Annotated in this window: 17 protein-coding genes; 12 read left to right on the top strand and 5 right to left on the bottom strand. The window is 49.9% G+C overall.

The features are described 5' to 3' along the window. Positions 1-188: 188 nt before the first annotated feature. Both O9X78_RS00985 and O9X78_RS00980 read left to right on the top strand, forming a co-directional pair. Positions 189-1,901, top strand: a complete 1,713-nt coding sequence (locus tag O9X78_RS00985) for an FAD-binding protein (protein ID WP_269617731.1) — start codon at positions 189-191, stop codon at positions 1,899-1,901. 197 nt (positions 1,902-2,098) lie between these two features. Next, complete coding sequence (locus tag O9X78_RS00980) at positions 2,099-4,588, top strand: esterase-like activity of phytase family protein (RefSeq protein WP_269617730.1); 2,490 nt, start codon at positions 2,099-2,101, stop codon at positions 4,586-4,588. A 105-nt stretch (positions 4,589-4,693) separates the two neighbouring features. On the opposite strand, the gene O9X78_RS00975 is transcribed toward O9X78_RS00980, so the two are convergent. Continuing rightward, positions 4,694-6,181, bottom strand: a complete 1,488-nt coding sequence (locus O9X78_RS00975) for an FAD-dependent oxidoreductase (protein WP_269617729.1) — start codon at positions 6,179-6,181, stop codon at positions 4,694-4,696. 336 nt (positions 6,182-6,517) lie between these two features. Between O9X78_RS00975 and fabV the strand changes: the two genes are divergently transcribed. Then, positions 6,518-7,708, top strand: coding sequence for an enoyl-ACP reductase FabV (gene fabV / locus O9X78_RS00970; protein ID WP_269617728.1), 1,191 nt, complete (start codon positions 6,518-6,520; stop codon positions 7,706-7,708). A 62-nt stretch (positions 7,709-7,770) separates the two neighbouring features. On the opposite strand, the gene O9X78_RS00965 is transcribed toward fabV, so the two are convergent. Continuing rightward, positions 7,771-8,016: a hypothetical protein gene (locus O9X78_RS00965; RefSeq protein ID WP_269617727.1), complete on the bottom strand. Its 246-nt coding sequence runs from the start codon at positions 8,014-8,016 to the stop codon at positions 7,771-7,773. Positions 8,017-8,253: 237 nt separating this feature from the next. Beyond that, the gene (locus O9X78_RS00960; RefSeq protein ID WP_269617726.1) at positions 8,254-8,910 is read right to left on the bottom strand and encodes a peroxiredoxin; all 657 of its coding nucleotides are present in this window, start codon (positions 8,908-8,910) and stop codon (positions 8,254-8,256) included. A 656-nt stretch (positions 8,911-9,566) separates the two neighbouring features. Here O9X78_RS00960 and O9X78_RS00955 point away from each other — a divergent pair. Then, positions 9,567-10,913: an MATE family efflux transporter gene (locus O9X78_RS00955; protein WP_269617725.1), complete on the top strand. Its 1,347-nt coding sequence runs from the start codon at positions 9,567-9,569 to the stop codon at positions 10,911-10,913. Here the strand turns inward: O9X78_RS00955 and O9X78_RS00950 are convergent. Beyond that, on the bottom strand, positions 10,852-12,192 hold the full coding sequence (locus tag O9X78_RS00950; RefSeq protein ID WP_269617724.1) for a sterol desaturase family protein: 1,341 nt from the start codon (positions 12,190-12,192) through the stop codon (positions 10,852-10,854). The two genes, O9X78_RS00955 and O9X78_RS00950, sit on opposite strands and share 62 nt — an antisense overlap. Before the next feature lie 206 nt (positions 12,193-12,398). On the opposite strand from O9X78_RS00950, the gene O9X78_RS00945 reads away from it, so the two are divergent. Continuing rightward, positions 12,399-13,235: an MBL fold metallo-hydrolase gene (locus O9X78_RS00945; RefSeq protein WP_269617723.1), complete on the top strand. Its 837-nt coding sequence runs from the start codon at positions 12,399-12,401 to the stop codon at positions 13,233-13,235. 35 nt (positions 13,236-13,270) lie between these two features. Continuing rightward, positions 13,271-14,386, top strand: coding sequence for an alanine dehydrogenase (gene ald, locus O9X78_RS00940; RefSeq protein WP_269617722.1), 1,116 nt, complete (start codon positions 13,271-13,273; stop codon positions 14,384-14,386). Between the two features lie 124 nt (positions 14,387-14,510). On the opposite strand, the gene O9X78_RS00935 is transcribed toward ald, so the two are convergent. Then, complete coding sequence (locus O9X78_RS00935; RefSeq protein WP_269617720.1) at positions 14,511-16,901, bottom strand: AsmA family protein; 2,391 nt, start codon at positions 16,899-16,901, stop codon at positions 14,511-14,513. A 234-nt stretch (positions 16,902-17,135) separates the two neighbouring features. Here O9X78_RS00935 and O9X78_RS00930 point away from each other — a divergent pair, with 234 nt between their 5' ends. The 6 genes from O9X78_RS00930 to O9X78_RS00905 all read left to right on the top strand — a co-directional run bounded on the left by O9X78_RS00930 (position 17,136) and on the right by O9X78_RS00905 (position 23,894). Further along, positions 17,136-17,996, top strand: a complete 861-nt coding sequence (locus O9X78_RS00930) for a bifunctional transcriptional activator/DNA repair enzyme AdaA (protein WP_269617719.1) — start codon at positions 17,136-17,138, stop codon at positions 17,994-17,996. A gap of 114 nt (positions 17,997-18,110) precedes the next feature. Beyond that, positions 18,111-19,715 carry a FadD3 family acyl-CoA ligase gene (locus O9X78_RS00925; protein WP_269617717.1) on the top strand — a complete coding sequence of 535 codons (1,605 nt, stop codon included), beginning with the start codon at positions 18,111-18,113 and terminating at the stop codon, positions 19,713-19,715. Positions 19,716-19,740: 25 nt separating this feature from the next. Continuing rightward, a complete protein-coding gene (locus O9X78_RS00920) occupies positions 19,741-20,244 on the top strand; it encodes an Lrp/AsnC family transcriptional regulator (RefSeq protein WP_269617716.1) in 504 nt (167 codons plus the stop codon). A 26-nt stretch (positions 20,245-20,270) separates the two neighbouring features. After that, the gene (locus tag O9X78_RS00915) at positions 20,271-20,741 is read left to right on the top strand and encodes an Lrp/AsnC family transcriptional regulator (RefSeq protein ID WP_269617714.1); all 471 of its coding nucleotides are present in this window, start codon (positions 20,271-20,273) and stop codon (positions 20,739-20,741) included. A gap of 49 nt (positions 20,742-20,790) precedes the next feature. Next, a complete protein-coding gene (locus tag O9X78_RS00910) occupies positions 20,791-22,377 on the top strand; it encodes an LVIVD repeat-containing protein (RefSeq protein ID WP_269617712.1) in 1,587 nt (528 codons plus the stop codon). A 17-nt stretch (positions 22,378-22,394) separates the two neighbouring features. Next, the gene (locus tag O9X78_RS00905) at positions 22,395-23,894 is read left to right on the top strand and encodes a hypothetical protein (protein ID WP_269617710.1); all 1,500 of its coding nucleotides are present in this window, start codon (positions 22,395-22,397) and stop codon (positions 23,892-23,894) included. Positions 23,895-23,984 lie beyond the last annotated feature (90 nt).

Raw genomic sequence — 23,984 nt, 5'->3', positions numbered from 1 at the left:
ATTATTAGCGCAAAGTAATACGGCGGATCATAGTCGCTAGATCTAATTTGCGCTGAACAATATTTAGTGCGCTAGATTGGGTGATTACCCTCTTTTAAGCACAAGTCTAGTTGAGTGCCTTTCTCTAGGTGAAATAATAGCCTAGGTTTGAAACTATTAAGACCAAGATATAAGCGGGAATAAGAATAATGGCAGAAACAAGGTGGGATCACAGCGTCGATGTACTTGTCGTTGGCAGCGGTAATGGGGCGCTGACGGCGGCTCTGAGCTGCTATGAAATGGGCGTGAAAGATGTCCTTGTGATAGAAAAATCCGCAGAAATTGGCGGCACCAGTGCAACCTCCGGTGGTGGTGTGTGGATACCCTGCAACCGTTACGCAATGGCGGCTGGTGCGAAGGATAGCTTTGACGATGCGAAGCAATATTTGTTAAGCACCACCCCGGAGGGCGCGGTGCCGGAGGAAATGGTCGATGCCTATTTAACGAATGGCCCGAAGATGATCGACTTTCTTCATGAACGTACGGATGTCCGCTACGAAACCTTAGAGCACTATCCCGATTACTACACCAATGTTGAAGGCTCACGCACCGGCCACAGGTCGATGGAACCCGAACGCTTTGATTCATCCCTGCTCGGTGACGATGTTCAAAGACTGCGGCCGAGTCATCACATGATGCGCATGTTCAGCAAAATCTATTTTACCCAAGTAGAAGCCGCGCTTTTGGTGCTGCAGGGGCCGGGTTGGATAAAGCTAACCATGAAGCTGGTGGCGCAATGGGCCTTCGATCTAGGTTGGTGGTTTAAGGGTAATGGCCTTAGTCGACAAGTATGTACCGGCGCGGCTGGTGTGGCGCGGCTTTGGTACTCGCTCAAAAAACGCAATATACCACTGTGGGCAAGCTCTCCAATGGAAGACTTAATCCATGAAGACGGTCGTGTTGTCGGCGCGATAGTGAAGCGCAATGGCAAATCGATACGTGTGCAGGCGCGTAAGGGGGTTGTCTTGGCTGCTGGCGGTTTTGAGCGGAACCAAGAAATGCGTGAAAAGTATCTGCCTGCGCCAACCAGCACCGACTGGAGTGGTGGTGTAGAAGGCAATACCGGCGACGCCATTCAGCAGGGTTTGGCCTTAGGAGCCGCAACGAGGTTAATGGACGGTGCGTGGTGGTGTACCACCGTATCTGTGCCGGGCGAGCCAGCGCCACGCTTAAGTATTATGGAAAAGTCATATCCGGGCTCTTGTATTGTGAATTTGCGCGGTGAGCGTTTTGCCAATGAATCGCAAAACTATATGGCCTTCCAGAAAGACTTGTATAAAAAGCACAGTGACGAAACGCCGTGTTCACCGATGTATCAAATATTCGATGCCCGTTTCCGTCGCGACTATATTGTTGGCCCCTTGATGACGGCCTCATTGAAACCGGACTGGAGTATCCCTAAAGAATGGTTTGATACCAAACTGGTGGGTAAGGCCGCAACCATTCGTGAACTCGCTGAACAACTTGGCATTGACGCAGATAATCTTGAAAAAACCGTTGGCAAAATGAATGGCTACGCTAAAACGGGTAAAGATGAAGATTTTCAACGCGGGGATTCTGCCTACGATCGCTACTACGGCGATCCACGTTTTGAGCCCAATCCATGTTTGGGTGCTATTGATGAAGCGCCTTTCTATGCCATGCGTTTAGAAGCGGGGGATTTTGGTACCCAGGGTGGCTTAGCAACTAACCCCAATGCCCAGGTACTGAAAGAGGATGGTTCGGTTATCGACGGTTTGTATGCTATTGGCAATTGCAGTGCAGCGGTATTGCCGACATACCCCGGCCCAGGTTCAACCTTGGGGCCAGCGATGACTTTTGCCTACCAAGCCGCCAAGCATATCTGTGCTTATAGGGATTAAAAAACTATGGCTCTGATGTCTTCGGCATCAGAGCGTTTAGCCACTTTTTTATTTTTTCCCCCCTTTCTTTAATATCAATTGTAAATTCCCTTTGTCACATAAACTCCATCAATCTGACATCTAACTGTCAGCGTTTTGTCGCAATCCCTCGATAGACTTTGGCGATTAAAATTTCGCGTATATTTATTGGAGGAAAGATGCAATTTAAAAAGACAGCTTTGGCGTGGGGCATTGCTCTGGCTACCCCTTTGTTTCTCGCTGCTTGCGGCGGTGATGATGGCCGGGATGGTGTTAACGGTCAAAATGGCGTTGATGGTAACAATGGCGCCAATGGAAGTAATGGCACCGATGGTAGTAATGGCTTTAATAGCCTGATTCGCCAAACAAGTCTAAACGCCGGAAATGAGCAGTGTTTCAGTGGCGGCCTTATGGTTGAGTCTGGTAGAGATACCGATGCCGACGATGTCCTGTCTGATAGCGAAGTGACAGATACCTCTTATATCTGTGCGCCAACTGTATTGAATGAAGCAAAGAATTTTAATCGTATTGCTGCTCTTCCGGTTTGTTTACAAGATGACATGAGCTGCGATACCGATGATGAGACGTCTGCTGAAATCGTCGCGGCTAGCACTGACGGTATGACGCTTATTTACACCGACAGCCCTGCTGAACGTCTCGGCTTTGTAGATATTACTGATCCCTCTAAGCCAACCGTATTGGGCGTATTACCGCTGTCTGGCGAGCCTACCTCGGTTTCTGTGAAGGGGAATTACGCCTTGGTCGGTGTGAATACGTCAGCAGATTACGTGAACGTATCTGGCACGTTGAATGTAGTTGATATTGCCACGCGGAGTATCGTGCGCAGTATCGACATTGGCGGTCAACCAGATTCTGTTGCAGTTAGTCCCGATGGCAACTATGCGGTTGTTGTTATTGAAAACGAGCGTGACGAAGACTTGGGCGATGGTGCGCCACCACAGTTGCCTGCAGGTTCTATCGTTATTCTAAATTTAAGCGGCGAGCCAGCAGCCTGGACGACCCAAACCGTTGCGATGACAGGTTTGGCTGATTTATACCCGACTGACCCAGAGCCGGAATTTGTCGACATTAACAGCGACAACATTGCCGTAATTTCTTTGCAAGAAAACAACCATATCGTGCTTGTGAAATTGTCGGATGGCAGCATCGTCAATCATTTCAGCGCCGGTACAGTTGATTTAACAGGAGTGGACGCTAACGAAGATGACGTGATTACCCAAAACGAAAGTTTAACAGGCGTATTACGTGAACCAGATGGCGTAAGTTGGTTGTCTACCGAGTACTTCGTTACGGCTAACGAGGGCGACCTCGATGGGGGTAGCCGCAGCTTTAGCGTCTTTAATACTGCTGGTGAAGTGGTATATGAAGCAGGCAATACTTTAGATCAATTGACGGCGCGCTATGGTCACTATCCAGAATCTCGTTCTGAGAATAAAGGGAATGAACCAGAAAATGCAGAGTTTGGCGTCTTCGGTAGTGAGCGTTACCTGTTTGTAAACTCGGAGCGGGCGAGTGTGGTCTTTGTTTACGACGTTGCCGATTTTACTAAGCCGATGCTCAAGCAAGTACTCCCCGCAGGCGTTGCGCCCGAAGGTGCGCTGGCGATTCCATCTCGAAATCTGTTAGTGGTTGCCAGTGAGGCTGATAGTCGTGACGACGTCATTCGTTCGTCGTTAAATATCTATCAGTACGGTTTCGCGTCGGCGGCATATCCAACCATCGTTTCGAATGATCGTTTGGATGGTTCGCCGATATCCTGGAGTGCATTGTCTGGGCTGTCGGCGGACCCAGCAAACAGCAATCTTGTTTACTCAGTGGATGATAGTTTTTACAAGCAGAACCGCATTTTCACTTTGGATGTGAGTAATCACCCTGCGGTCATTACCAAAGAAACTCGCATTACTGATAGTAATGATGTTTTAGCTGCCTTGCCGGTAGGGACATTGCCCGCTGACGCAATTAACGCCGATAAAACCGTGAACATTGATCTAGAAGGTGTCGCTAAACTAGCCGATGGTAGTCTTTGGGTGGCATCTGAAGGTTCGGGTAACGCCGTTGACGGTCCCGTAAAAAGTATGAACCTCCTTATCAAAACCGATGCGTCGGGTGTGATACAGCAAGCGGTGACCTTACCTCCAGCGGTAAACGCCTTGCAGCGCAAAAATGGATTTGAAGGTGTTGCTGAGTATCAAGGCAAATTGTACGTTGCCTTCCAACGTGCATGGGAAGGTGAAGCCAATGTTCGTATCGGTATATATGATATTGCCGCTGGAATATGGTCATTCCTCTTCTATCCTTTGGATGCGCCAGAATCGCAGAATGGCGGCTGGGTTGGTTTGTCTGAAATCACGGCGATTGGTGACGGTAAATTCTTAGTCATCGAGCGCGATAATCAAGGTGGTCCCGATGCGGCGATCAAACGTCTGTACAAGTTCGATACCTCTGGCTTAGCCGACGGTGCGATTGTTGGCAAATCCTTGGTACGCGATGTATTACCCGACATGATGGCGACTAATGGTTTAGTGACAGAGAAAATCGAAGGTATTGCCGTAATGAAAAATGGCGATGTGCTGATGGTCAACGATAATGACGGCGTTGACGACAGCAATGGTGAAACTCAGCTTTTGAATTTGGGTAACATACTGTAAGCGCGACGGCTCGCTATCGCTAGCCCGCGCTTGCGCGGGCTTTTTTATATTTAAAATTTAAATTTTATAGCATTGAATATCGTAAAATCGGCGGGCCGACTGTGCTTACGACAGCGCCGCAGTTTTGCCTGCTAGGCGACCAAAATAGGTTACGTCACCCACCGACATACCACTGGCGTAACCCGCTGCAGTGCGAGGAATTCCCGCCGTCGTGCGGCCAGCAGCGTATAAGCCCTTTATCACCTTGCGCTCTGGTGAAAGCACCTCGCCAGTGGGCAGAGTGTCTAATCCACCTAAGGTGAAGAAGGGATAAAACGGGCCGCGTCCTAGGGTACAGTCCAGCGCAACATAGGGTGGTGCAATGGGGCGCAGCCACGCTTTGCTTTTATGAAAGTAGGGGTCGTCGCCGGTTTCTGCATGTTTATTGTAGGTGTTGACGGTGTGTTCTAGACTCGATTCTGGCAGACCTAATTCCTGTTCTAATTCGGCAATGCTGTCGCCGGTGCCGGCAACGGTGGCGCCAAGGTAGCTCATTTTTTCGTAGTCGCCATAACCTTCTACATCGGTAATAAAATAAATCCGCGCAGAATTATTTTGCTGGATGAGCGCGTTATAGCCGACGCGACCGTGGTAGCAGTCTTCATTGATAAAGCGCTGGGCTTTGTCATTAACAAGAATGCCGTAGGTCAGAGATGCCGGTGGGTAATAAGGCAGGCTAACAAAGCATTCATGCATATTTGTTGTGCCAGCACCGACGCCCATACCCATTAGAATACCGCTACCTGTGTCGCCGGGATTGCCAATGGGAATGAGACCGCGGTCGAAAGTCGGCGCGTATTTTCTCACCATGTCTTCATTCATACAGAATCCGCCCGCACACAAAATAACGCCCTTGCGCGCACGTACGGCTTTTTCCTGTTGATCAATCCGCACTACTACCCCCTCAATTGCACCATCGTCGTTTACAACAAGGGTGAGTGCTCGGCTGTCGTAGTGGACTTCTACATTGCGAGCATTGACGGCCTCGGTCAGAAGCTTCATTAACAGAGGGCCGCCGTTGTCGCCTTCCACTTCCAGATTGTGACCACGAGGTACGGGGGTGGCGTGCTCGGTAAAGGGATAGGCCTTCTCATTGCCGGTGAATAATAAACAGTCGTCGGTGAGGGCCATAATGGCGCGCTCTTTCAACTCAGTCATTTTGAAAGGCACGCCGTGGCTGGTAAGCCAATTGTAGTGGCTAATGCTGTTTTCGCAGTAGTGGCGAATTTTTTCGTCGTCGGCCTGATTACCAAAGCAGGCTTTCAGATAGTTCACCATATTCTCTGTTTCGTCATGGTAGCCACAGGCTTGCTGTACCGGCGTGCCGCCGTTGCCGCCCATGTATATCTCGGCGCTGGAAAGAGCGGTAGAGCCACCACTGGCACTTGCCAGCTCAAAAATGCAAACCTTGCTACCAGCGTCCGCCGCTTCGATGGCAGCAGAGGCGCCAGCGCCCCCAAAACCAATAATGGCGATATCCGTGTCGATGTCCCAGTGCTCAATATCTTTGCTGTTGCGGGGTGCTGTCGCGGTGGTTTTGTCGGTTTGGCTCATGGTTAACCCTTGTTTATTAGATTGTGTTGCAGCGCACGTCGACCGTTTGCCTTGTTCGAGACAAACGTGGCCGATTAGAAAAAATGTGATTAGATACTGAGGTGCCGCATTGCTTTAGCTTTTATTGTGTTCGATTTTATTTTAATAGTTAGGCTCGTAGCATCCGTTAAACGGATTATGTTGTTTTGACAGCAAATTTAAGGCCAGTCTGGTAGTCAATAGCAAGCGAATAGGCCAATTAGCAATGTTGACGCTGAGTATTAGTGCCAACAGGCTAGGGTGGTTATAATGCCTGTCTTTAAAATACTCGTAATTTAATCGGAGCAGGGATTCCCTATGATCATCAAGCCTCGTGTGCGCGGATTTATGTGTGTCACAACCCATCCAGTTGGTTGTGAGGCCAATGTCGGTCAGCAAATTGACTATGTGAAAGCCCAGGGACCTATCCCAAATGGCCCTAAACGTGTGCTGGTAATCGGTGCCTCGACAGGTTACGGATTGGCGTCACGTATCAGCGCCGCCTTTGGCGCTGGCGCGTCCACGCTGGGTATTTTCTTTGAAAAAGAAGGTACCGAGAAAAAGCCAGGCACCGCAGGTTGGTATAACTCGGCTGCATTCCATAAGTTTGCGGAAGCAGAGGGGATATACGCCAAAAGCATTAACGGTGACGCCTTCTCTGACGCCATCAAAGAAAAGACCATCGCAGAGATCAAGGCCGATCTGGGTCAGGTTGATTTGGTTGTTTACAGCTTGGCCTCGCCACGTCGTCAGCATCCTAAAACCGGTGAGGTGTTTAACTCTACACTCAAGCCTATTGGTAAAGAGGTCACCCAGCGTGGCGTAAATACCGACAAAGAAACCATCGAAAATTTCACTCTCGTCGCTGCGAATGAAGACGAGATTAACAATACCGTCGCGGTTATGGGTGGCGAAGATTGGCAGATGTGGATTGACGCGCTAGATGACGCTGGCGTGCTTGCTGATGGTGCTAAAACCACAGCTTACACTTACCTTGGCGACAAGCTAACCTGGGATATTTACTGGCACGGCACCATTGGCGCAGCGAAGAAAGATCTCGATAAACGCGTTATCAAGATTCGCGAGAAATTGGCGGCTAAAGGTGGTGATGCGCGCGTTTCTGTGCTGAAAGCGGTGGTAACTCAGGCTAGCTCGGCTATTCCGGTTATGCCCCTTTATTTAGCGTTGTTGTTCAAAGCGATGAAGGCAGACGGCAGCCACGAAGGTTGTATTGAACAGGTTTACGGCCTATTCAAAAATAGCCTCTATGGTGATGCGCCAATTAAGGATGAGGAGGGTCGTTTGCGCGCTGATGGTTTAGAAATGCGTCCTGAAATTCAAGCCGCTGTTGCGCAAATGTGGGACGATGTGACTACCGAAAACCTGCTGACCACCACGGATTTTGCCGGCTACAAGCGTGAATTCCTGCGTTTGTTTGGCTTTGAGATTGACGGCGTAGATTACGACGCCGATGTTGATCCAGTGGTAGAAATAAAAAATATGGCTTAGTCGTCAGGTTGATAGATGAAAGCATTAAAAGGAAGCGCAGGCTTCCTTTTTTTATATCTGGATTATTTGTTCATCACAATATGAAGAACGATTTGAGAGCTTAAAAAACAGATGGTAAAGAATATTGACATGGCTAGCACGCCAGAAATGACAATGGAAAGGGGGTTCTTTTCGGCTAAATCCATCATTTTTTTGCGGCCTTCTTTGTTTTGTAAGGCGAAGAGCAATGATAAGGATTGCACTAATGTTTCAATAAGGCTCAGCGATTTTTTCTCTTTGCTTACTTTTTCTGAATTTAATACAGACATTAAATTTGTACCTTTAGTCAATAGAGTGCATGCGGCTGTATAGGTCTACATAGGTGTAGAGTTTACACGCTTTCCGTTATTTAATTCATTTTCTATGCGTCTCATTAGAGAGTCCTCAGCTGGTGGTGACAGCTTGGCCGATGGGCGCAATGCGTCGTTGGCCAAGCTGCTGAAGTACTACAGCTCGTGCGTTTCGCCTTCTCCAGAAAACAAGGCCGGCTTGTGTAAAAAACCTTATTATTTTTTCGACGCTGATACAAAGCGTAAATAAGGTAGTTTAATGTCAACCTCGCCAAACTTCTCTTTCGCTTGCTCATCGCTCAGGCTGAGGCCAACAATCACGTCTTGCCCAGCTACCCAGTTGGCGGGCGTTGCTATGGGTGCGCCGTCTGTAATTTGGATGGCATCAAGAGCGCGCAAAATTTCAGCAAAGTTGCGGCCCACAGACATGGGGTAAGACATAGTGAGGCGGACTTTTTTGTCTGGGCCAATGATGAAAACGGTTCTTACGGTAGCGCTGTCAGCCGGTGTACGGCCGTCGGTTAAGTACGCATCGGCCGGAAGCATATTGTATAACTTTGATACGTGCAGTGATGTGTCGTCGATTATTGGGAAGTCCGCAGGCGCTCCCGCAAAAGCCTCAATATCGCGTTTCCATTTTTTATGCTCTTCAACAGTGTCTACAGATACGCCCATTACTTTGGTGTTGCGTTTGACGAATTCAGGGACGAGTTGGGCGACGGCGCCAAACTCAGTAGTGCAAACCGGAGTGAAGTCCTTCGGATGGGAAAATAGAATGGCATAAGAGTCACCAATCCATTCGTGCAGTGTAAGTTCACCAGCGGTTGAGTCCGCCGTGAAATTGGGTGCGGTGTCATTAAGTCGAATTGTCATGAGCGTAATCCTCCAAGATCGTTTCGTAAGATAAGCAGGGTAAAAATAATTCTGCTCTGGAAAATAAGGTTATTGATAAATAGTTTTACCGCCGAGGCGATACTTTGTATCTCTATAGTAAGGTGTGGCGCGTTTTCACTCGTCACTATGTGCTCTTTAATTAGCAAGTCCCGCACCATCGTCTAAAGTTTTGCGGAAAATTTTTAATGCATTGTTTTATAAGGATTATTTTTTAATGTTGAGAGGGGTGGTAAGGTGGTGTGAATTGCGATTGCCATATGTGGCATAATTTTTTGTCAAAAATGGCATGGTTTATGGGGCTAAGTATGGATCGATTTCCAATAGAATACTTGAAATAACTCACCGCTGGCATGCGGCATGGATTTGGTGTCGGCGCGGAGGTATGCATCCATTCCCTGTATTTTAATCCCAGTCCTTTTGGTTATTTATACGTCAACGCGCCTCGTTCGCTGCTCTGGTTGGTCACTCATATAAAGTCCGTGATTTCTATTTAGGTTCGCGAGTCTTCACTTAGCCAATCAACAAAACCAGCTCGTGCGAAGCTTGCTATATTTACTTGAGGTAAAGTTTTTGAATTATTTGCGACATGCGCCGCCCTAGGCTAGAGTGTGGCGGTTTTTTGCATCGGTAAATTCATGTCTGTTACAGCCCGTCAGGAATTGCGAACCCAGCTAAAATTGGCGCTGCCTATTTTTGGCGGTCAACTCGCGCAATCTGCAAATGGCTTTGTGGATACGGTTATGGCAGGCAGGGTCTCCGCGCTCGACTTGGCCGCGGTTGCCGTCGGCGCCAGTATTTGGGTGCCGGTGTTTCTGTTCATGACGGGTATGTTGATGAGCGCTACCTCAGTATTAGCTCGTCATGTTGGCGCCAATCAGTTAGACCGACTTAATCCTTTGGTACATCAGGTCGTCGCTTTGGCATTGGCAATTGGTTTGGTGTCCGTGGTGGTGCTGTGCAATACCTCGCCTTTGCTGACCTGGATGGATGTTGATCCGGCGATCCGCCCCATGGTGGTCGATTATTTATTTGGCCTAAGCTGGGGAATGCCAGCCATTGCTATTGTGTTGGCGCTACGCAGCTATACGGAAGCACTTAGTCATACACGGCCGGTGTTGCTGATAAGCGTGATCGGCTTGCTGGCGAATATCCCCATCAACTATGTGCTGATCTACGGCAAACTCGGCATCCCAGCCATGGGTGGTGTGGGCTGTGGCTGGGCGACGGCCATTGTGATGTGGATTATGGCGATATTGATGCTGCTCTATGTGCATCGTCATCGCGCTTATCGCATGGCTCGCTTATCCCTGCGTCCTTGGCATGTTGAGCCGAAAACCATCGTTTATTTGCTTAGACTTGGTTTTCCGGTCGGTCTGACCATTTTCTTTGAAGTCAGCGTGTTTTGTATTATCGCGCTGTTGATTAGTCAGTCGGGTGCAGAGATCGTTGCCGGTCATCAGCTCGCGTTAAACTTCACATCTTTGGTGTTTATGCTACCGCTTAGTTTTGCCTTGGCGGCAACAACTCGTGTTGGCCATGCGCGAGGACGGCGCGATGAGCCGGGTTTGCGGCTTGCGATTGCTGTAGCGTTCAAAATAACCGTGGTGATAGGCGCGTTGATGGTCACCTTATTGGTGTCCTGCCGGCATTGGATACCCCTGATTTACACTGACAATACCCAAGTTATCGCGCTAGCCAGCTACCTACTGCTGTTCGCCGCCTTATACCAAGTGTCTGATGCTATTCAGGTCACCGCGAACGGCTGTTTAAGAGGCTTTGAAGACACCACTATTCCCATGGTCTTAACGTTGTTTGCCTACTGGGGCGTTGGTTTACCGCTAGGGTATGTGTTGGCGACAAGCGACTATTTTGTGCCTGCGATGGGGCCAAGTGGGTTTTGGTTGGGTTTGTTTGCGGGGCTTAGTTCTGCGGCTCTGCTGTTGGCTTGGCGCCTGCGTTGGCGATTGCGTCAGCCCTTGTAAAGGAATACATGTAGTTTGCTGGGCTTGGGGTGATTTGCTTGGGGCCGCCGGAAGCCGATTTTACTGCAAAGTCGATGCTTTTTGTTGGCGAATAAGATGAAGAGCCAACAAGAATGCGCCACTTGTCGCGCCAGCTTGGGTTGTGCAGCAGTTCGCTGCCAAGTTGCGCGACGCCAGCCAGGGTCAGGCGCACTGGGTTCATATGTAATTCGGGTTGGCCACTCAGCCCTGCGCGCGGTGTTTTCTCGCTCAGCGGGCAGTAGGTGCCAAAAATAATATCCCAAATGAATAGCGGCCCGCCGCCGATATTGACTAAATTTACCGCGCCGCTGCGTCCGCAATGTTCGGGTTCAGAGGAGTGGTGCATATAGTGATACACGCCACCACCAGAAATAAAACTCGCTAACCGAATGAATCTGTTTCTTGAGGCTATTCGATAGAGTGCGGTTTGATGTCCAAAGATCTCCGGAATTAAAATTAAGCAGTTATAAATAATGACCTCGGTGTACAGCGGCTCACTGCTAAACAGTTTCGTACAGGCACCAAAAACAAGGTTGTAGGGCAGAATCACGAACACAAACAATGGCAGGGCGGTAAATACGGCCATGGTTGTTGACTGAATGAGTGCCGGCGTCATGTGGTGTGGGCGATGAAACAATAGCCACAACAAGCGCTGTGTATGTCCGAGTCGGTGAAACCAATAGTGAAAAAAGCCACTAATGACCGCGATCATAAGTACTGCTAGTGGCGCGGGGGCATCCACTAAGGTTGGGACGTATTCCAGTACTAATTGATTGGCCAGTCTCACATTGTGGTCAATCCAGTGCCAACCTATGTCGAAGTCTAAACCTGACAATACAAATAACGAGCCCAGTGCCAGCAGCAATATAGGAATGGCTAGGGTGCTTAGCACATTGCTAAGAAAGAAAACGACGATCCATTTAATCGGATAGGGCTGCCCCTCTTCCCGCTCAAATAAAAAGTAGCCGCCGAGCATGGCAACGAGCCGAAAAAAAATGGTGAAGCCGAGTAATGCTAGCAGTGCAAGCCAGAGCGTGGGCTTGTCTTGATGAAGTTCACTGAGGCTGTTAACTAAGGGCTGAAAACTGACGTTGTCGCCAAGACCTGGGCCTAGATAAGCGCCAATATGGAGTAGCTGCAAAAAACCGATGCTATAGCCAACAATAAAGAAAACGACTAGCACACTCGCAGTTTTCCGGTAGCGCTCGCCAATGTCGGGCACTTCAGCGTTAAATATCAAATGTAAAAGCTTGTTCATCGCTTTTGCCTTTGTGTAGCGGCGCTCTTGAATCGACGTTTTTTTAGTGCCCATCTTCTTTGACACACTACACCAAAAATGAGTTTTAGTGGTAATCCCATGCCAATTTTGAGAACTGCCGCAAACAAGTGCCTTACCCGATGTCGCTTGCTTATGTGGGCTCGCACTTTTACCCTGCAAGCTAATATCTTGATGAGAGCGAATCTATGTTGGTAGCGGGTGTGTTAGAAACACTTTTACCGGGTGTGCATCGTATTGTTGCGCCAAATCCCAGTGTCTTAACGGGCCCCGGCACCAATACTTACTTATTGGGCAACAAGCGAATAACAGTACTGGACCCTGGCCCAGATATGCCTGAACACATTGCTGCAATAGAGGCAGGTATCAAGCAGCTAGGTGGCGAGCTAGAGCGTATAGTGACCACTCACACTCATCCTGATCATTCCCCCGGTGCCGCCGCGCTACAGGCGCGTTACACTGTGCCGGTGATTGGTGCGCTCATTGAAGACGACGGCTACCAAGACCCCAGTTTTGCCCCAACGGATTCGGTGGAACATGATGACTGTTTTGAGGTTGACGGCAGTGTGCTGCGGGCAATATATACCCCCGGTCACGTCGGTAATCATTTCTGCTTTTTCCATGAGGCCACCGGCACGGTATTTACCGGCGACCACATTATGCAGGGCTCGACCGTAGTCATTATTCCCCCTGCCGGTGACATGGCCGACTACATTGCGTCGCTGCGCTTACTGCTCGACTATCCCTTGGAACATTTAGCACCCGGCCATGGCACGCTGATTTCCACACCAAAGCAGGAGGTGGCGCATTTAATTGCGCATCGGCAGTCGAGAGAGGACAAAGTTTGGGCGGCAATACAACAAGTGACCAAGGGCGATCTCGACGACTTGGTGGTTGTTGCCTACCAAGATGTCGATGCGTCGATACACCCTATTGCTAAGTTGTCGCTTTGGGCGCATATGCTTAAATTAGAGAAAGAATCACGGGTGCGTCAATGCGACGGTCAGTGGGAGCTGCTGACGTAGCAATGTAAACTTACTAACCTGCGGGGAACATCTGTATGCAAATTGGCATTCCCAAAGAAATTAAAGCGCAGGAGTACCGTGTCGGTTTAATTCCCACCGCTGTCGCTGATTTGGTGGCGGCGGGTCATGCCGTCTTTATTGAAACGGGCGCAGGGCTTGGTTCAGGCTATAGCGACGATGACTATCTCTCTGTAGGCGCGCAATTGTCTCCCTCTGCCGAAGCTTTGCATCGTAGCGCCGAATTAATCGTAAAAGTGAAAGAGCCGCAAGCGAGTGAAGTGTCACTGCTCGGCTCCAGGCATCGGCTGTTCTGTTATTTACATCTCGCCCCTGACTCGACATTAACGACCGCTTTAATTGGCAGTGGCGCCCTGTGTGTGGCCTATGAAACCATAACTGATCAGGACGGACGGCTTCCCTTACTAAAACCCATGAGCGAAATTGCAGGACGCTTAAGCGTGCAGGCGGGGGCGCATTGTCTAGAGAAGGCGCAGGGCGGATCTGGCGTTCTTCTCGGTGGCGTGTCCGGCATTGAGCCCGGCCATGTATTGATATTTGGTGGCGGTGTGGTCGGTAGTAATGCCGCGGATGTCGCCTTGGGAATGGGCGCCAACGTGACAATGATTGAACCCTTCGCGCCAAGAAGAACAACCCTTTCTGAGCAATTTAACTCTCCTCGATTTTCAGTGTGCGATGCTGCCACGATAGATTTGCATGCGCTTCTTAGCGAAACCGATATGGTTGTCGGCGCAGCCTTGGTGCCGGGCGCCGCGGCGCCTAAGTTGTTAAGTAGGGCCGACTTGTCCGCCTTGGCGCCCGGCTCGGTATTAGTCGACGTGTCTGTCGATCAGGGTGGGTGCTTCGAGACCACCAAGCCAACGACGCACTTGGCCCCAACATTTCTGGTAGACGGAATTGTGCATTACTGCGTGGCGAATATTCCCAGTGCGGTCGCGAGAACAGCCAGTCAGGCCCTAAGCCAAGCGACGCTACCTTATGTGCACTTGTTAGCAAGTCAAAACATAAAAGAAGTGTGTGTGAATAACGCGGGATTAGCTGCGGGTATAAGCGTAGTTAAGGGGGTATTAACTTGCCCTGCGGTTGCTAGCGCTCAAGGGCGGAGCGCAACCCCTTGGGATGAGGTTCTTTGAGCAAAATTATTTTTTAAATAATTATCTTAGTTTTAGTTTTTAAATAGTATTAAGGCTGTCGCGACAGCAATCTTTGCGGCAGAAGCTATTTTGCTAGCTGCCGCAAGATTGGACATGTTGAAGACTATTTTTTAAAGAACTGATTAAAAATTTGTTTAGCGGCCTCGCCGTTTTCGCCGCCCATTTTCTTATCGATAAACTCTTTAGCTTTCTCATCAATTTTATCTTTGGCTTTTTCTTTGGCGATATCCTCTATCACTCTAAAGTCAGGTAAACAGCTAGTGGCGCCAACTTTGTCGAATGCCGCTTTACAGCGAATGGGTATATCGCGGTTTAGCAGTTTGTCATTATTAATTTTGCAGGTCATGGCATCTTGATCCGCCTGCGCTAAGCGAGTCTTAATAACAATATCAAAGGTATCTTCATTTAAATCAATTTTGCCGTTACCGCTAAGTGCCAATTTCGTCACGCCAGAATTTAAAGTCTCAATTCTCGCAATACCATCCTTGATAACAATCTTGGTCGTGGTGTCTTTTAAGTCGCTGTAAATTGGCCAGTTTGTGGGGTCGAAGGTCTCTTGCTGAAATTTTGCCACCAGCTGACAAAACGCCTTTTCAATATTCATATTGCTAAGACGAAGTTGCTGGGCGCTCAGGTCGATATTGCCATCGAGGTGTTTCTTCAGGGCGGCGACGCTGGTGCCGTTGGTGCTCAAATTAAAGCTCACATCGCTAATGCCAGATAGCTCTTCGATGGCTGCCGCGTCTTTTAAAACTTTGCCCAACGGTAGTTGTTTACTGCTTCCTCTAATCAACATTCGGGCCGCAGCGGGGCGGGTGTCGAGCTGTGCGTCTACAGTGAATGGGCTGTCGTAAACTATGCCGCTAAGCGGGCTCACAGAGCTTACGCCGTTTTTTGCAATGAGTTGCAATAATATGTTTTTGAACGGCAGTTGACTGGCGGTGAGTTCGCCGATTTGCAGTTTCGCATCTATATCAAGGCTGTTCAGCAGCTCTCTTGGTAGCGGTATTTCGGCGTCAGCTGATGACCCTGCTTTGGGCTCCGCCTTCTTTGCGTCAGAGGGTTTGTTCTCTTCCTCGGCGACAGGTGCGAGGTAGTGATCAACATTAATTTTGTCGATGTTAAGCGCAAGTTTTACAGCTTGATTTTTATCAATATCGACACTGGCATTCCCGGTAATGGTGCTGTCATCGAGGGTGGTGCGCAGCTCAGAAATCACAATACGCTTGTCATTACCTTTTACTGAAAACGCGGCACCGACTTTATTGAGTGCGCTGGGTTCTGACATGTCAGGCAATTCGATACCCAGCGTGTCAGCTATTTTTTTAAAGTTAGCGTTCGCCAAACTTAATTTTGCTTGATAGTCCAAGGGACTCAGGCTTGCGCTGGCATCGCCGGTAATCGCGATGGCTTCGTCGCCAATGCGAGTTTTAATGGCAATTTCCTTAGCTTTAATCGAATTCAATTTCTCGTCGATGCTGACCACGCTGCTAAGACTTAAATTGGTCTCTATGGGTTTTTGCGTTGCGGTGCCATAGCGTACGTCGCCGCGAATATTGATGGCCTTAGCTTCGCCGCCAGGGGTAATGCCGCCCTCAAAGCTGAGTGCAGTAATGTCGATGTTTGTGCCGTCTTTGGCGGCATAGCGCAAGCTGGTGTCTGCAAAGCTGAGTCTGGGCACCGCCCATTCAAGGGCTTTGGTTGTATCGACCTCTGCATCCAGTGCCAATTCGGTGCTGAGTGAAATCGATGAGAGGTCGTTTTTGTGATCTATAGTCAGCGACAGTTTTCCATCGCCAATAACAAAATGATTGATCTCACTATTTACCGTGATATTACTATTGATCTGGGTTTTACCGCTGACAGATTGGGTGTCATCGATAAAACTAAAGTCGCTCTCCAAATTCAGCGGGAAGGCTTTGTTGTCTAGCTGAATGTTTTCGCCAGAGAGTGACAGCGCGTTTAACTCGACGTGTTGGCCAGTTTGCTTGTCAGTATAGCTAATATTGCTGTTGCTTAATGTTAGCTTGGCAATTGCCAGCTGCATCGCTTTTTGAGGTTCGTCGCTGGGTTTTTCTGGCTCACTGGCACTCTTGCTATCTTGCTTACCAATCTTGGTCCAGTTGCCCACGCCGTTCTCATCGACAATTAACGAGGCTTTCACACCATCAAGGCTGATACCTTGCACAACAATGTCTTTTTTCAATAAAGGCATTAGGGCAACAGATAATTGCGCCTTATCAAAGCGCATTATCTCAGCCTCATTTTTAGGCGAGACCGTGGCACCATTAATAACGATTTGTATATTTGGGAAAACTTGCCAAGACAAGTCGCCGTTTAGATGGAGTGTCAGGCCTTGCTCGCTAGCAATCTTTTCGATGTCATTTTTGAATATATTGGGATCGATCCAAAACGCGAGCGACGCCGCCGCTATTGCGATCAAAAGTACGATACTGACAAGGGTGATGGCGAAATACTTGATGGCGCGGCCCATTATCTTCTCCTAGGTATTTGATTGGCATTCCATTGGCAAAGCTACTGCCTCAGTCTGGATGTGCGGTATTGTGAGCATAGTAGTTTGACAGGTTTGCGGTACTTAGTTCGGCATTATTATAAAACTAACGCCCACTGCCGGTTGTTGGCAAGAATCGGGTGGTATTTATCTCTCGACGGCGCCACAATTTTGCTATTCAGACGTGATCGAGATCGTCGTATTTAAGGAATAACAATGAGTTCAGCGATAGAGCAGCATGCAAACTATCAGCGGGTTGCCAGCGCCATACAGTATTTGAGCGATCATCAGCACAGCCAGCCAAGCTTAGCTGAACTGGCGGATCACGTTGGCGTTAGCGAATTCCATTTGCAGCGTATTTTCACCGAGTGGGCCGGTGTGTCACCCAAGCAGTTTTTACAGTTTTTAACCAAGGAAAATGCCAAGCGCTTATTGCGCACCAGTTCGGTCATGGACAGTGCCCTCGCTTGTGGATTGAGTGGTAGTGGCCGATTACACGACCTTATGATCAAGATCGAGCGCGTCACGCCTGGCGAATACCGCAATATGGGGCAGGGGCTGCAGATTACGTATGGCAGTTGCCCATCGCCTTTTGGCTTCTGCTTTATTGCCGCTAATCATCGCGGTGTATGTAAGTTGGCGTTCTTTGATGATCCGCGCGGCGAGGCGATATTGTGCGAAGAGCTGGCGCAAGAGTGGTCGGCGGCGACGCTGGTTCGCGACGATCAGCACGCATTGGCGCTCTATGAAAAAATGTTTGGATTTGGCTCAGATTCTAAACTTGAACCGACCAAGGTGCTGTTAAAGGGCACGGAGTTTCAAATGAAGGTGTGGGAGGCCTTGCTTGCAATACCGAGTGGTGAAGTTTGCTCCTACCAGCAATTAGCTGAGTCACTGGGTATGCCCTCGTCTACGCGGGCGGTGGCGTCGGCCATTGCCAAAAATAACATCGCGTATTTGATTCCCTGTCATCGGGTTATTCGCGGCACGGGCGAGTTTAGTCAATATCGCTGGGGTGCTGGCCGCAAGCGGGCCATGTTGTTGAAGGAGAGTGAAAATGCGGGTTACACCGCCTAATTACGTAACGCGTAAATATTAATCTAAAATAATACGCATTTCGCTTGTTGTGTTGCCTGTGAACTTCTAGACTTAGCGCTGTTGATAAAAGCCTCGAACAGGACTGCCTGCGCTATGTTATTGGAACCAACTCCGTCTTTTCCCGATATGCCCCTCACATTGCCCCGTCTTATTGGCTGGGCAGCCCAGCAATTTGGCGCAAAAGCGGCTATTCGTGAGTTGGGGTGTGAAATATCTTATGTGCAATTAAATGAGCAGCGTCGGCAGGCGGCTAAGGCATTTTTTGCGCTGGGTGTATGCCACGGTGACCGCGTTGCGATTTGGGCGCCAAATATGGCGGAGTGGATTGTTGCAGCGGCAGGGCTGCAATCGCTAGGCGCAATTCTTGTGCCCTTAAATACCCGTCTACAGGAAAACGAAGCGACCGATATTTTGCGCCGTGCTGGCGTGAAGGTATTGCTGACCACCGCCGAGTTTGAAAACGCGGCGCCGTCATTGGGTGAAAACTTACCGAGTTTGCATCACCGTATCTTGCTGCCGCAGGCAAATGTTCCTGTAGCGGATGAGTCTAGAAGCTGGGGCAGTTTTTTGACCCACGGTGAAGAGGTCGACGAGGCCAAGTTTATTGCCATAGAGCGCGCGGTAAATCCCCACGACAGCGCCGATATGTTATTTACCTCTGGCACCACGGGCAAAGCAAAGGGCGTGCTGTGTAGCCACGAGCAAAACATTCGCGTATTCCAAACCTGGAGCGCCACGGTTGGCCTGCGCAGCGACGACAATTATTTAATTATTAATCCCTTCTTCCATTCCTTTGGCTACAAAGCCGGTTGGCTGGCAGCGATTATTTGCGGCGCGACTATTTTGCCAATGGCGAAATTCGACAAGCAATCGGTGATGGAAGTCATCCAGCGCGAAAAAGTCACCATGTTGCCGGGCGCGCCGTCTTTGTATGAAATGCTGTTAGCAGATGACACTCGCCACAACTACGATCTCTCCAGTCTGCGTTTGGGTGTGACTGGTGCGGCGTCGGTGCCGGTGCAGTTGGTCCACGATATGCGTGACAAGCTGGGCTTTGAAACCGTAGTCACTGCTTATGGCCTTACCGAGTCCTGTGGCGTCGTCACAATCTGTCGCCCAGACGACGAAGCGGAAATTATTGCCTCCACCTCTGGTCGCGCCATCGACGGCGTAGAGCTGAAATGCGCAGACCCGCAAACCGGCGTCGAAGTGGCGCGGGGTAGCGAAGGCGAGGTGTGGTTCCGCGGTTACAACGTCATGCAAGGCTACTTCGATATGCCGGAAGCCACCGCCGAGACGATTACCGCCGATGGTTGGTTAAAAACCGGTGATATTGGCGTGATGGACGAGGCGGGTTACCTCAAAATCACCGACCGTTTGAAAGACATGTACATCATGAACGGTGAAAACGTCTATCCCGCTGAAATTGAAAAAGCGCTCTACGCCATGAGCGGCGTAGCGGGGGTGGCGGTTATTGGTGTGCCCAAAGCACCCCAGGGCGAAGTGGGTATGGCCTTTGTGGTGCGCAAGTCAGGTAGCGATATCGATGCCACCGCCGTGCGTGAGTTTTGCGCCGCGCAGTTGGCGTCTTACAAAGTGCCTTTTTATGTGGAATTCATCGACGCACTGCCGCTCAATGCCTCTGGCAAAGTCGTCAAGCCAGAGCTGAAAGCCTTGGCGGCCCAAAAGTTAGCCTGATGCCTGCGCCAATTCGGAGTGTGATATGACAGAGTTTAGCGACGGCGAACACCTGCGCCCGGCGTCATCCCAACATATGGACGAGATCGATCACCGCATTGTCGCGCATTTGCGCCGCGACGGTCGTATGCCCTACAAAACCTTGGCGAATGAATTAGGTCTGACCGAAGCCACCGTGCGCGCCAGAGTAAAGCGCTTGGAAGAGGGCGATAGTCTGCGGGTGGTCGCCGTGACGGATTACGAAGCCGTTGGCTACACCATGATGTTAGCCGTGGGCATTCAGGTTGAGGGCCGCCCAGCCGATGTGGTGGCAGAAGATTTGGCCAAGTTCGACGAAGTGTTTTCGGTGTGTCAGGTGGTGGGCACCTTGGATATAGAAACCCTTGCTGTTGCCCGTGATCAAGAACATCTGTCAGAACTACTGGTGCGCTTGGGAAGTGTGCCGGGGGTGCGCAAGCTAGAGCCGTCTATCGCCCTTGATGTGCTAAAAAATCAGTCAAACTGGGTGCCCTTTGGGTACGGTGTTTAGGGAAAACGGGTAAAGGAATTAGTGCCGTGGCAAAAAAGCAGTTAGACGACCAAGACCGTAAAATACTAGATGGCCTCGCCAAAGACGCGCGCATTAGTAATCGCAAAATTGCAGCGGACTTAGGCATTACCGAAGGCACTGTGCGCAGTCGCATCAAACGTATGGAAAACGAAGGTCAGGTGCGCATTACCGCCATGACCAACATCGCCCGTTTGCGCAATCCGACCCTTGCTTACATTTGGGTAGAGGTGGAGCGCAGCGCCCAGTGCGACGACGTAGCGCGAAAACTCGCCGACGTGCCCGAGATCGGCTTCGTTGGTAAAATGCTGGGCCGTTTCGATATCTTGGCAATCACCCTAGTGCAAGACAATGCAGAGCTAGCACGCTTTCTGCACAGTAAAATTACCGGCCTTGCGGGGGTGCGTCGCACCGAGTGTTCGCTGGGTGTTAATTTTGTGAAGCATGACTATCGCATGAGTCGTATTGTCGACGCGTAACTGCTATCTTTTGAGCAAGCATAATAATTATAACAGGCAGTGAATTCATATGACCCCAAGACAAATCCGTCGACTCGCCACGACCCTTATTTTGGCCATAGGCCTTGTGTGCGTATCCGCATGTGGCGGAAGTAGCAGTAGTGGGCCTCGGTCTGGTTCTGGTTCAAACTCCGGTGGCGGTTCAGAAATTGAAAATGACGACCTGCTCGAAACCGGTTTACAGGGCCAAGTGCCAATTGCTGACCAATTAAGTGGCCGCGCAGCGCAGGGCTATCGCAAAGGTTTACGCTTGGTCGGCGAGAATACCATCTTGGATCGCGGTGCCAACTTCTCTATGGCCTGGCTAGATGACTGTGCCTACGTCACCACCACCTCGCCGGGGCAGATATTTGGGCCGGCGTCGTCTCCCTATGTCGATCCGCAGTTCAGCGCCCTAAACGGCATGGCAGTCATTGATGCCTCAGACCCAGAAAATCCAGAGCTAGTTGATATATTGCAAAGCCCCGCCATGATTGCCCCGCACGAATCTATTCAGGCAAATCAGGCGCGCCATATTATTGTTGCCACGCGGGGCGGCGGCACGGCGCTCGATGTTTACGAGGCGATTGATTGTCGCAAACCCATTTTAAAAGCGTCGGTAAATATAGGCGTGGGAATTACCCTGCCGCCGCTTCCCGATTTACCCGGTGGTATTGGCAGTATCGACCAAGGTCTGGCATTTATGGGCCACGCCATGTGTATTACCGACGATGGTTTTACGGCCTATGCCACCAGTTCGGCGCAGAGCAATGCAGTTATCGATTTGACCGATCTAGAAGACCCTAAATTGATTCAGCTCTATTCTCCCGCCTCGCACGACTGCGGTTTAAACCCAGAGGGCACGCGTCTTTATCAGGCCAACTTTGGTTTTGTATCCTTAGGCCTTGGGCTTCCCAATGGGCCCGGGGTGGGGCAGAACGGAATGATGATCTTAGATGTTAGCGGTTTTCAAGATCGTACCACGCCGCCATCACCATTTCTGTTTGGCACACAACCGCCGGAGATTGGCTTTGTGGGCTGGAGTAATTTGCTGGATGGCGAGGCGCCAACGGCGGGTTCGCACACCGCGCGCTGGTTCAAAAATGGCGGCCGTACCTACGTTTACTCCAGCGATGAATGGCCAACCGCGGGAGTTTGTCCCTGGGCACGCAGCCGTATTATTGATATCACCGACGAGACCAATCCGGTCAGGGTGTCGGATATCATTCTCGACGTGAATAAATTAGAGAACTGCCCACAGACTGAAATAGACGTCGCCAACTACTCGGCCCACTACGTTGGCTTTGATGATGTAAACAACGCCACCACCCTGTTTATGAGTTACTACACCGGCGGTCTGCGGGTGTGGGACATTCACGATCCTGCCAACCCCTTCGAGATTGCCTATTGGCATCCGGCACCAAACCCAAATACCCCAACAGTGTTATTGTCGGAAGGCTTCGGCAGTTCAGCCGATCGCTGGGACGCCGTCGCCACCTATATTCGCTACCGACCAGAAACCGGCCATATCTGGATAGCAGGCTACAGTGCGGGTTTTCAAATATTGGAATTTACCCCCAGTGCTGGGCCCACTGCGCCTAAACCGACAGGGCTTTAAGTTAGGTAGTTGCCGCTATGGTGTTTAAGCGCAGCGGCCAAAAGACCGCCAGTACACGGAGTCTGTATTGGCTGCTGGCCATTAGCCTAGCCGCATTTGCAGCGCCAGCGTGGTCGCATTCCTTTGGTACGCTTTACACCTTACCTGTGCCGTTTTGGTTATACGCTTGGGGCAGTGCGGCGGCCTTGCTGCTGTCGTTTTTATTGGTGGCGTGGTTCGCCAGCGATCAGCGCGCCGCGCAAGATTCGTCCCAGCCTCTGCACGAAAAAAACCTGTTTGTCATATCTCCCATCGCGATTCTCGTTTTACGCATAGTGAGTTTATTCGCTTTACTGTTGTGTATCGCCACCGGTTTGTGGGGCACGGCGAATGCCTTTTTAAATTTTAATATGACCTTCTTTTGGATCATATTTGTTTTAGGCTTCGCGTATTTTAGTGCCTTGGTGGGTAATCTTTACCCGCTAGTAAACCCTTGGCAAACCATGGTGCTTTGTTTGGCGGCGGTGTTTAAAATTGATTTTTCAGGGCGTACTCGCTGGGGTGAAAAACTAGAATATTGGCCAGCCTTATTGCTCTACATCGGATTTGTTTGGTTTGAACTATTTGGCGAAAGCGGCCCGCGAGGGCTAGCGAGCGTCTTGCTGGCATACAGCGTACTAAACCTTGTAGCGGCGTGGTTGCTTGGCAGCGAGCGCTGGTTTAAGTATGGCGAGTTCTTTGCAGTTCTATTTGCGCTGATCTCTAAAATGGCGCCGGTTTTTATTCAAGCAAGAGATGAATCCCAGTCACGCCCAGCGGTGATTTTACGCATGCCGTTCTCTGGTCTCCAAATTGGCAAAGCATCCTCAATGAGTGAGCTGCTGTTTGTCTTATTCCTATTATCGTCAACCGCATTCGACGGTTTGCACAGCACCAATATCTGGGCAACGTTCTTTTGGCAAGACATCGCCGGAATATACAGAGAATACAAAAGCCAAAATATTGTGCAGGCCTATCCGGTATTAAAAGCGGCGCATGGCGTTTTCGAAACCACCGTGCTGGTGTTGTCGCCGCTGTTTTACCTTGGCGTACTGTATTTCTTTCTGGCAATCGTACGTCGGCTAACAAAGTATCACGCATCGCTATCCTCACTCGCCTTACATTTCACCTACTCACTTTTACCCATCGCCTTGGTCTACCACATCACCCATTACTACACTTTGATCAGCACCCAAGGCGTAATGATATGGCGACTGATCTCAGATCCCTTCGGCTGGTCTTGGAATTTATTCGGCAGCGCCCATTGGCGACCCGAATCAGTTATCCCCAATATGGATTGGGTTTGGCATACGCAGGTGGGTTTAATCCTTTTTGGCCACGTGCTCAGCGTGTACTTAGCCCATAAAGAAGCGCTGCTGCTATTTCCGCAGCGTCGGCAGGCAACGCTGAGTCAATTGCCCATGCTGGTCTTGATGATTATTTTTACGTGTTTTGGTTTGTGGATATTGGCGCAGCCGGTGACTGCTACTCGGTTGTAGTGGGTTTGTGTCTTTATTGAGATTAGCGGTTCCCGACGATTAAACCCTTGTGAACAGTAGAGCCATTCTCATTAACACATTTTAGAATGA

It is taken from the genome of Zhongshania aquatica (assembly GCF_027257955.1).
GTDB classification, from domain to species: Bacteria; Pseudomonadota; Gammaproteobacteria; order Pseudomonadales; family Spongiibacteraceae; genus Spongiibacter; species Spongiibacter aquatica.
This window is presented reverse-complemented; position numbering and strand designations above follow the sequence as displayed.

Coding starts and splice junctions, on each gene's coding strand:
- O9X78_RS00945 (WP_269617723.1), top strand. CDS start 12,399: ATGTTGGTAGCGGGTGTGTTAGAAACACTTTTACCGGGTGTGCATCGT.
- O9X78_RS00965 (WP_269617727.1), bottom strand. CDS start 8,016: ATGTCTGTATTAAATTCAGAAAAAGTAAGCAAAGAGAAAAAATCGCTG.
- O9X78_RS00985 (WP_269617731.1), top strand. CDS start 189: ATGGCAGAAACAAGGTGGGATCACAGCGTCGATGTACTTGTCGTTGGC.
- fabV (WP_269617728.1), top strand. CDS start 6,518: ATGATCATCAAGCCTCGTGTGCGCGGATTTATGTGTGTCACAACCCAT.
- O9X78_RS00980 (WP_269617730.1), top strand. CDS start 2,099: ATGCAATTTAAAAAGACAGCTTTGGCGTGGGGCATTGCTCTGGCTACC.
- O9X78_RS00905 (WP_269617710.1), top strand. CDS start 22,395: ATGGTGTTTAAGCGCAGCGGCCAAAAGACCGCCAGTACACGGAGTCTG.
- O9X78_RS00910 (WP_269617712.1), top strand. CDS start 20,791: ATGACCCCAAGACAAATCCGTCGACTCGCCACGACCCTTATTTTGGCC.
- O9X78_RS00955 (WP_269617725.1), top strand. CDS start 9,567: ATGTCTGTTACAGCCCGTCAGGAATTGCGAACCCAGCTAAAATTGGCG.
- ald (WP_269617722.1), top strand. CDS start 13,271: ATGCAAATTGGCATTCCCAAAGAAATTAAAGCGCAGGAGTACCGTGTC.
- O9X78_RS00960 (WP_269617726.1), bottom strand. CDS start 8,910: ATGACAATTCGACTTAATGACACCGCACCCAATTTCACGGCGGACTCA.
- O9X78_RS00925 (WP_269617717.1), top strand. CDS start 18,111: ATGTTATTGGAACCAACTCCGTCTTTTCCCGATATGCCCCTCACATTG.
- O9X78_RS00920 (WP_269617716.1), top strand. CDS start 19,741: ATGACAGAGTTTAGCGACGGCGAACACCTGCGCCCGGCGTCATCCCAA.
- O9X78_RS00975 (WP_269617729.1), bottom strand. CDS start 6,181: ATGAGCCAAACCGACAAAACCACCGCGACAGCACCCCGCAACAGCAAA.
- O9X78_RS00930 (WP_269617719.1), top strand. CDS start 17,136: ATGAGTTCAGCGATAGAGCAGCATGCAAACTATCAGCGGGTTGCCAGC.
- O9X78_RS00950 (WP_269617724.1), bottom strand. CDS start 12,192: ATGAACAAGCTTTTACATTTGATATTTAACGCTGAAGTGCCCGACATT.
- O9X78_RS00935 (WP_269617720.1), bottom strand. CDS start 16,901: ATGGGCCGCGCCATCAAGTATTTCGCCATCACCCTTGTCAGTATCGTA.